Here is a 5518-nt window from a genome sequence, read left to right as displayed (position 1 = left end):
CGTTTAACAACTCTAATTTTAAAATGAAGAATCCTTCTTTTTCATAAGCAGTGAAAACTGTAACGTTTGGTAAGTTTAATAAGGTATCTAGATGAAAATCCATCGTCCTTTTCGGGTAAAATGTAGTGCTAACTACATTTTACCCCATGATGCCGGAAGACCCGAACTTTAGCATTGTGGGAATGGGGTTCGCTGCGATGGGGTCGGCTATTGTAATGGAGCAAAAACTTCATCAACCCAGCATTCGCCTCAGCTTCGGTCTCCGGTTCATGCAGGTGGTAGAGAGTTTCGTGCATTTCTTTAACAGTGCGAAACGGTCGTTCTACCTTCCCCTTAGAACGAGCCGTCACCCGTCGTCCATCCTTGCCATTCGGTAAATGGGTACGGACTTCAATCCCCAAATAACCCATGACTTTTTGAAACACCAAGCTAGACGCAATGGGGCCGTTGTCCATGTACAGCATTTGGGGAATGCCTTGAAAGGGAAAGTCTGTCTCTTTTTTAGGTGACATGGCGGCAAACATAAACCGCAGTGCTGCTTCCACATCCTCGCCGTAAACAGCGTGGTATTCTTGGTATGCCACACCAGTTCGGTCATCCACGACACTATAAAGCATTAATAAGGGATGCCCCCGCCCCTACTCTAGAAAGGCTGGTGCTTTTACGTGCTTGAGGTCGGATGGACTTAAATCAAAATGCCAACATTGATTGCTCTGTTCTGCCTGGAAGCGAACAGCAGGTGGTTGTCGCAGCAGGGTATTGCGGTTGTAGCCCCATTTGTTGAGATAACGATTGACGGTGGTGGGTTTGAGCAAACCGACTGGGACGGTGACATGACCATCTGGTGTGTTGATGCCATCTTCTTCCAATAAGCGAATTGCTTGCACAAGGCGTTAAATTAACTAAAACTAAAGGCTTCTCTCCGGTTAATATTGTGGGAAAATGGAAACGTAAATATCGAGGATGGACAGTTGAAGAAGCTTGGTTTATCTTGACGAACTTGGCTGATTTAGAATTGGCGTTATCTGCCTATCAAAAACGTTTTGGTATTGAAGAAATGTTCCGAGATTATCAAACAGGTGGCTATAATCTTGAATCTACAAGTATCACAGAAAATCGCTTAATTGCCCTAATTATCTTAATTAACTCAAGTTGCTAGTTATCCAAAGCGATCGCACGGAGCGGGCAGAAAAGTTAAAACCTCAGCCCTAAAGTTATTTCCCCGCTCCGTGCGATCGCTTAAGTTAGGTTAGGCTGCTCCCGACTGTTGTCAGGGGAAAGCTAAGTAATATCTTAATATGTTTGTAATTTTAACTACTGACTTACTCCATCAAATTGGTATGGTCATTAAAGCATCAAATACTAACGTTGAATATCTCCTAGACTCCTTTCCTGTAGCAATTTGTGATAATATTCGTATTTGCAAATCTCGTTTGATACATTCGGAAGATTATCGAGGCTATATTGCTTCTAAAAAGCGGTACTTTTATGGAGTAAGAGTGCAATTACTTAGTACATCTGATGGTATCCCTGTGGAATTTGTATTTTTACCTGGAGCGGCGAATGATGTGCGTGGATTAAACGCTCTCCCGCTTAATCTGCCACCATTAAGTGAAGTTTATGCCGATTCAGCCTATACAGATTATCTGGCAGAAGATACTCTCAAACTAAATCACTTTACTTCCTCGATCGCCTTTTGGGTAGGATTGAGCCGGAAAGCGCGGGCTAATGATCTTGGCTCCTCAGCTTGTATTTGTTTTGCCCGCGCTTTCCGGCTCTTTTCTAGTAACTAGCAACTTGAGTTAGTATGGGACGTACATTTGTCGGTATTTATTGGATGTAAAGTCGCATCAATTTATTACGTTGCGGTCTACAATCCTGTAGAGCTTCATAAATACTTGACTGGCGAGATTGCATATAGCCCGGAAGTACAACAAAAAGTAGACCAAATTTACCAAGTTTTGGAAGCAGCATTGTATGGCATCAATCCAGATTACGATAGCGAAAATTTAGTCACCGAAATAGAGGCACAACTCCCAAACGTACTAGGCGGTATCAACTCGAATATTACCGCCTTACCCACCAGCAAAGAAGTTGTCTCTACCAACAACAACAGCAACAACAGTGGCAAGAATGGCAAACAATCATAGAAATTTCGATGAGGTAATCGCAGATGTTTGGACGCTGGAAATGGTTATTACCGACGTCCGAGGAGTGACCTCGCTGCAGGATTATGTGGCAAAGTTAGTAGAAAAATCCGGTGATGGAGATCGATAATTAGGAGATAAAATAATTATGGAATTCAACCCAAACAACAATGTTGTTAAACTTTGTCTTCAAGGTATGAGCATGGAAGAAAAAGGCAAACCTGAACAAGCAAGTGAACTATTTCTTCAAGCCTGGAACGAAGCGACATACGACTTGGAAAGATTTATTTGTGCTCATTATGTAGCCCGACATCAAAAAAATATTTCCGCTCAATTAAAATGGCTCGAAACGGCTTTGCAGTTGGCATTAAAAATAAATGACGACTCTGTTAAGAGTGCTTTCCCTTCTCTATATTCAAACATTGCTAAATGTTATGAAGACTTAAGCGACCCTGGCAAGGCAAAAAAGAATTATGAATTAGCAACTTCGTTTCAGGATAAACTTTCTGACAAAGGCCCTTTTTATCATGGGACGAAAGCAGATTTGTCAGTTGGCGATTTGCTCACAGCAGGGGGCAATTCTAATTACAAATCTGAACTCAAAATGAATCACATTTATTTTACAGCCCTGGTTAACGGAGCGGGACTAGCTGCTGCATTAGCGAAAGGCACTGGACGCGAACGTGTTTATCTCGTCGAACCGACAGGAGAGTTTGAAAATGACCCGAATGTTACAAACAAAAAATTTCCGGGCAATCCGACACGCTCATATCGCTCCCAAGCACCATTAAAAATCGTTGGCGAGGTAACAGATTGGACCAGACAAACACCTGATGAACTCCAAAAATGGCGGGAAAAGTTGGCTAATAACAAAGGAGAAATTATTAATTAATTTCTCAGGTGCTAATGCCCTGCCCAACATTCAGTTGTATTTTAAGAAACAAGAAGTTTTATGAGCCGACCTCAATCCCTGAAGCTGTTGTCTTATCTAGCGCCTAATATGTTTTGGTTTTACGAAGCAGTTGGTGCTTATCTAGAGCGTGTCTTCGCTCTAGAAACGCAGATTGTCCAGAGCGTTGTCGATCCCCTGTGCGATCGCGCTATGTTGGATGATGAATTAGACATGGCTTTTATTTGTGGTTTACCTTTGATTCGATATCACCGTTTTGCCCCTACTCAACTAGAAGCGTTAGTGGCCCCAGTAATGCAAGCGAGTCGCTATCTTGAGCGTCCAATTTACTTTGCTGATGCGATCGTCAATGCGGCCAGCGATATCCAGACCTTTGACGATCTAGCAGGAAAAACCTTCTGCTATAACGACAAGGGATCTAACAGTGGTTATAATCTCCTGCGTTATCGTCTGATTCAGGGGGGATACCCCAGTAACTTTTTTGGCAAAGTCATTCCATCAGGTTTCCATCAACGTTCTATTGAATGGGTCGTTGACAGATTGGCTGAATGTTCAGTCATTGATAGCACTGTTTTGGAACAAGAACTACGCAACTCTCCACAATTGTCACAACATCTGCGGATAATTGAATCGCTAGGTCCATGCGCCATGCCACCTATCGTTGCAGCCAAGAGGTTAGGAACAACATTTATCGATGAGTTAAAATTTGCACTCCTTAATCCAGATCTAGAATTACGATCGGCAATGGAGCGAGCACAAATCATAGGCTATGCTGCTGTAGGTTTAGAAGATTATTTTCCGATTGGTAGGATGTATGATGCCGCCTTTGAAGTGGATTTTGAAATTGGGGAGTCTTAAGCTACTTGTGCTCAAGACCAGAATGTTTCTCATGTTTAACTTGCCTTGAGTACCGATCCTAAAGTGTTGTAGCTTAAGGTTAATTCATGGGAACGAAAGGGAATATAGCGGCGAGATGTCACGCGCTGATTGAGCAGACGTAGTGCCGTATGGTTGTGTTCGTTACGCAACCAGGCATCCAGATAAATCTGTTCAAATAAATCCCGTTGAGCATGGCTGCCGCCAACTTCATGCAGACGTGGTAAAACCGCTCCAATTTGAGCGTAAGCTTGAATCCAATTTCCTTGAGCGTGAGCGACCATTCCCTGCATAGCTGGGAGCGTTACCTCCCGCCAAACTTTTTGTACAAAAGGTAATGCTTTATTGACGTAGGTTTCTGCGCTCAATAGCATTTCTTGCAACAGTTCGTCTCGCTCTGCTTTCTTCAGCGCATATACGTAATGCAAATCTTGAAAAGGTAAAGTATGTTCGCCAATGCGAGAACTTAAATAAGTTGCCAGTTCTTGCCAGCGAGAACCCACATCTACGCCTCTTAGTTCCAAGCGCAAGAGCAATGAGATAGCCCCTACTTGGTCTTTGGAAGATTCTTTGGTGGCTCTACCCCAGATGTGTCGATCGTAAAGTGCTTTAACTTTGGAAAAATCTTCTTTTTCCAAATAATAAAGCGCGATATGCCACCAATTATGAGTCAATAACATGGAATTGCAACTTTCCCAAGTGTCGCTAAAGCTTTCCATCCAAGCGATGCCTTCATCGATCCTTCCTTGTGTTTCCATCACATGAGCCACCGCGTGTTGAGCCCAAGGATCGTGACGGTTGATTTCTACTGCACGAAGACCTACTGCTTCGGCTTCTTCGAGACGGTAGCATTGCTCTAAGCCAAAGGCGATCATACCGTACAGATAATGATTATCTCGAAAAGCTGGGAGAACTTTTTGGCCAATCATCAGCAGACGCATAGAGTTTCCCACATAAAAATAGTGATATTGACCCATTTGAACCGAGAGTAGGTCGTGTGGATATTTTTTGGCGATTTCTTCATGGCGAGCGAGCGCTTGCTGAATATCCCCTTGCGCCCAAGCTAAGACGGCACGAATGTAAAGCTGTTCGCGTTCCGTTGCACCTGCCATGTACTTTTGAGCTTCAGATAGATAGGGTGCAGCTTGAGAGCGAGTTGAGGCACTTTCCTGGGTGAGGTAATAAGTGGCTGCGTAAGCCTGAGCGATCGCGCAAGTCGGATCGGCAGCAATTGCATTTAAGATCGCAATTGCATCTTTGCCATAGCGAAGTGAGGCATCGATAAAGCGCTCGATGGCTGTTAGTGCCTCTGAGGAATTTGTTGTAATTGGAAGTCCGTTGGAGCCTTTTAACATCAGCTGAATTTAAACTCACTCATAAACTACGGTAACTCGGTAGATATAGTGTACTTTGTGTAGAAAGTATGCCGCACCTTATGGAAAAAAGCAAGTCATTACAGATAATTTGATGACCTTTGACGAATCTGGTGTCGAATACTTCAGGGGGCGACAACGAAGCTAAAGTCAGTAGACCGAAAAGCGATCTTTAAAGGCAGGGTGTAGGGGGTAGGGGTTAGGGGTTAGGG

At 43.5% G+C, this 5518-nt stretch carries 5 protein-coding genes and 2 pseudogenes; 5 read left to right on the top strand and 2 right to left on the bottom strand.

The window, feature by feature from the left end; all coding sequences use genetic code 11:
* Positions 1-179 precede the first annotated feature (179 nt).
* Positions 180-884 (bottom strand): annotated as a pseudogene (locus tag IQ264_RS31380) (IS481 family transposase); the annotation flags it as partial.
* 5 nt (positions 885-889) lie between these two features.
* On the opposite strand from IQ264_RS31380, the pseudogene IQ264_RS31375 reads away from it, so the two are divergent.
* The 5 genes and pseudogenes from IQ264_RS31375 to IQ264_RS31355 all read left to right on the top strand — a co-directional run.
* Positions 890-1147, top strand: a pseudogene (locus IQ264_RS31375) (IS4 family transposase); the annotation flags it as partial.
* Between the two features lie 151 nt (positions 1148-1298).
* Entirely contained in the window at positions 1299-1793 is a 495-nt protein-coding gene (locus tag IQ264_RS31370) for a transposase (protein ID WP_228061955.1), read from the top strand.
* 105 nt (positions 1794-1898) lie between these two features.
* Complete coding sequence (locus tag IQ264_RS31365) at positions 1899-2150, top strand: hypothetical protein (RefSeq protein ID WP_193986444.1); 252 nt, start codon at positions 1899-1901, stop codon at positions 2148-2150.
* A gap of 418 nt (positions 2151-2568) precedes the next feature.
* Positions 2569-3039, top strand: a complete 471-nt coding sequence (gene arr / locus IQ264_RS33965) for an NAD(+)--rifampin ADP-ribosyltransferase (protein ID WP_413470379.1) — start codon at positions 2569-2571, stop codon at positions 3037-3039.
* A gap of 60 nt (positions 3040-3099) precedes the next feature.
* Positions 3100-3915: a phosphate/phosphite/phosphonate ABC transporter substrate-binding protein gene (locus tag IQ264_RS31355; protein WP_193986442.1), complete on the top strand. Its 816-nt coding sequence runs from the start codon at positions 3100-3102 to the stop codon at positions 3913-3915.
* A gap of 35 nt (positions 3916-3950) precedes the next feature.
* Here IQ264_RS31355 and IQ264_RS31350 read toward each other — a convergent pair whose 3' ends face one another.
* Positions 3951-5288, bottom strand: coding sequence for a tetratricopeptide repeat protein (locus tag IQ264_RS31350; protein WP_228061954.1), 1338 nt, complete (start codon positions 5286-5288; stop codon positions 3951-3953).
* Positions 5289-5518: the final 230 nt, after the last annotated feature.

This window comes from [Phormidium] sp. LEGE 05292 (genome assembly GCF_015207735.1).
Lineage (GTDB): Bacteria > Cyanobacteriota > Cyanobacteriia > Cyanobacteriales > Aerosakkonemataceae > Floridanema.
This window is presented reverse-complemented; position numbering and strand designations above follow the sequence as displayed.

What these genes read in the sequence shown, in the direction of transcription:
- IQ264_RS31370 (WP_228061955.1), top strand. Translation starts at nt 1,299, where the DNA reads ATGTTTGTAATTTTAACTACTGACTTACTCCATCAAATTGGTATGGTC.
- IQ264_RS31355 (WP_193986442.1), top strand. Translation starts at nt 3,100, where the DNA reads ATGAGCCGACCTCAATCCCTGAAGCTGTTGTCTTATCTAGCGCCTAAT.
- IQ264_RS31350 (WP_228061954.1), bottom strand. Translation starts at nt 5,288, where the DNA reads ATGTTAAAAGGCTCCAACGGACTTCCAATTACAACAAATTCCTCAGAG.